Annotated in this window: 3 protein-coding genes; 2 read left to right on the top strand and 1 reads right to left on the bottom strand. The window is 61.9% G+C overall.

The window, feature by feature from the left end:
* Positions 1–306, top strand: a 306-nt coding sequence (locus tag AC1DT2_RS20140) for a GNAT family N-acetyltransferase (protein ID WP_477298299.1), incomplete at its 5' end; no start/stop codon positions are given.
* 116 nt (positions 307–422) lie between these two features.
* Here the strand turns inward: AC1DT2_RS20140 and AC1DT2_RS20135 are convergent.
* Positions 423–863, bottom strand: a complete 441-nt coding sequence (locus tag AC1DT2_RS20135) for a P-loop nucleotide/nucleoside kinase family protein (RefSeq protein ID WP_477298297.1) — start codon at positions 861–863, stop codon at positions 423–425.
* 188 nt (positions 864–1,051) lie between these two features.
* On the opposite strand from AC1DT2_RS20135, the gene AC1DT2_RS20130 reads away from it, so the two are divergent.
* Positions 1,052–2,743, top strand: a 1,692-nt coding sequence (locus AC1DT2_RS20130; protein ID WP_477298295.1) for a putative bifunctional diguanylate cyclase/phosphodiesterase, incomplete at its 3' end; no start/stop codon positions are given.

The following is a 2,743-nucleotide window of genomic DNA, read 5'->3' as shown; positions in this document are numbered from 1 at the left end:
GTCGTGTTGCTCTTGAAGCACGAAGACGGTCAAACGATCGGCGGCCTTTGGGGGAAGACTGTCTACGACTGGTTGTACGTGGAGCTGCTCGTCGTACCCGAATCCTTACGGGGCAAGGGAGCAGGGGCCGCTCTCATCGGAAAGGCGGAAGGCATTGCGATCCAGCGAGGCTGTATGGGCGCCTGGTTGGATACCTTTGCCTTCCAGTCGCGCGGGTTCTACGAAAAGCTCGGCTACGCCGTGTTTGGCGAGCTCACGGATCACCCAAGGGGAAGCGCTCGCTACTTCTTGAGCAAGCGCTTCTGACATCACTGCGTGCCCCTGCTATGCAGGCGAAACGTCGTGATCGAGCACGACCCGATGTATCTCCGTGGCAGCGAGCGGTTCGAATAACGTTTCGGCGAAATCGAACATTTCATCGGTTACAGCAAACGAGAACGTTCCCGCGCGAAGCCGATTTCTTGCGGCCACGCGTTCGCGACGGGTGGTGATATCGACCTCCAGGAGATGAAGCTGCACCTCGGCACCTGCCGCGGCTGCCCACTCGACGAACCTCTGCCGTCGAGCCACACGGAGAAGCCGAGATCCAGCACCACATTTCGGTGCTGTGCGATCTGCTGCTTGCATAGTTCCCAGATCATGGCTTCACAACGATCGACACGCTCGGCGTACCAGGCGAAGTCGATGGGGCCGCCCGCGCCGGATGAAGGCGTATCGGCGCCGAAGAGCGTCACCATCCAGGCATCGATCGAGAAAATGGGCGCCTGCCTTTCCGTGGCGAGCCGGGTCGCGTAGGTCGTCTTTCCCGAACCCACCTTGCCACAGATCAGGTAGGCGATCGGCCTATCGAGGTCCTTTTCCATCGACACTGGAATCCTTGGGGTCATCGCGTGCGCGAAGGTTAGAGGCGTGACTTCCGCTTCGCAAGACCTGCTCAATATGATGAAAATGATCGTTTTCCCTCAAGATACCGGCCGATTTGCCGATATCCTGTACGAGGCCATCCATCGCCCCGATGCGTGGCAGCACCGCAGGCCCCTCAGGTAACCCCATGCTCGTCAGTAGTTACAGCGGCATCCTCGTCGTTTTCTCCCTTGTGGTCGCCATCCTCGCTTCCTATACGGCGCTGAACATGGCCGGACGGGTGTCGAGCACGCGCGGCACGGCCTCGGCGCTGTGGCTGGTGGGTGGGTCCTTCGCCATGGGTATCGGCGTCTGGTCGATGCATTTCATCGGGATGCTGGCCTTCAGTCTGCCCATTGCGATTGGCTATGACCTCGACCTGACCCTGCTTTCGTTGGTTTTTGCGATCGGTTCCTCGGCATTCGCCTTGTGGCTGGTGTGCCACGAACAGCTGCCGACGCGACATCTGGTGGGGGGCGCCCTGGTCATGGGCGCTGGCATTGCGGCTATGCATTACACAGGCATGGCCGCGATGCGGATGATGCCCGGCGTGGTCTATGACCCGCTGCTCTTCGCGCTTTCGGTCGTTATCGCGGTACTGGCCTCGGGTGCGGCGCTGTGGATCGCCTTCCGACTGCGCAAGGATGCCGAGCGTGTTGTGTTTGCCCGCCTGGGCGCGTCGCTGGTGATGGGCTGCGCGATCGTCGGTATGCACTACACCGGCATGGCTGCCTCGGCGTTTCCTGCTGGTAGCTATTGCGGGGCCGCGAACACCGGCATCGATGCGAAGTGGCTGGCCCTTGTCGTGATCGTCGTCAGCCTTGCGGTATTCGCGATTGCCCTGATCGTGTCGATGCTCGACGTCCGCGCCAATGTGCTGACCACGTCTCTGGACCGCGCCAACAGCGAGCTCGTTCAGCTCGCCCTGCATGACAATCTCACGCGGTTGCCTAACCGTGTCCTGCTTGGTGACCGTCTGGACCAGTCGATCCACATGGCGACGAGGGAAGGGCGCCAGTTTGCCGTGCTCTTCATGGACCTTGACGGCTTCAAGGCGGTGAACGATGTCTATGGCCATCACGTCGGTGATCTTCTCCTCAGGGAGGTATCCCGGCGCATCCTGGCCATCAAGCGTGACGAAGACACGGTCGCGCGCCTGGGTGGCGATGAATTCGTCATGTCGCTGGACGTTTCCCGGCCAGAAGATGCTGCCGTGCAGGCGCAACGGCTGGTCGAGGCGCTGGGCGCGGCCTACCTGATCGACGATCACAGCGTGCATGTCTCGGTGAGTGTCGGCATCGCGGTGTTTCCGGAGGATGGCCGGACCACCCACGACCTGATGATCAACGCCGACGCGGCGATGTACCACGCGAAGGAGCAGGGCCGTAACGGCTACTGTTTCTTCGAGCATGCGATGAACGCGAACGTGCACCAGCAGCTGCAGTTGCAGCACGACTTACGCCGCGCGCTCGACCAGCGCGAGTTCCTGCTTTATTACCAGCCGAAGCTGGTTTCACCCGATGGCCCGGTCACCGGCGTCGAAGCGTTGCTGCGCTGGCAGAAGCCGGGCGTGGGGCTGGTTCCGCCCGACGAATTCCTCGGTGTGGCCGAGCGTACGGGCCTGATCATTCCCATTGGCAACTGGGTGATCGACGAAGCCTGCCGGCAGATGCGCGTGTGGCAGGACGAAGGCCACGCAGCATGGACGGTCGCAGTGAACCTGTCGACCGTGCAGCTTACCCACACCGGTCTGGTCGACGTGCTCAGGTCGTCGCTCGAGCGCCATGCGCTCGACCCGGCAAGTCTCGTGCTGGAGATCACCGAGTCCACGGCCATGCGG

The sequence above is a fragment of the Luteibacter sp. P4_E6 genome (genome assembly GCF_056401535.1).
The sequence above is the reverse complement of the archived record's forward strand: the minus strand, read 5'-3'. Positions and strand labels throughout refer to the sequence as shown.

Coding starts and splice junctions, on each gene's coding strand:
- AC1DT2_RS20135 (WP_477298297.1), bottom strand. CDS start 863: ATGGAAAAGGACCTCGATAGGCCGATCGCCTACCTGATCTGTGGCAAG.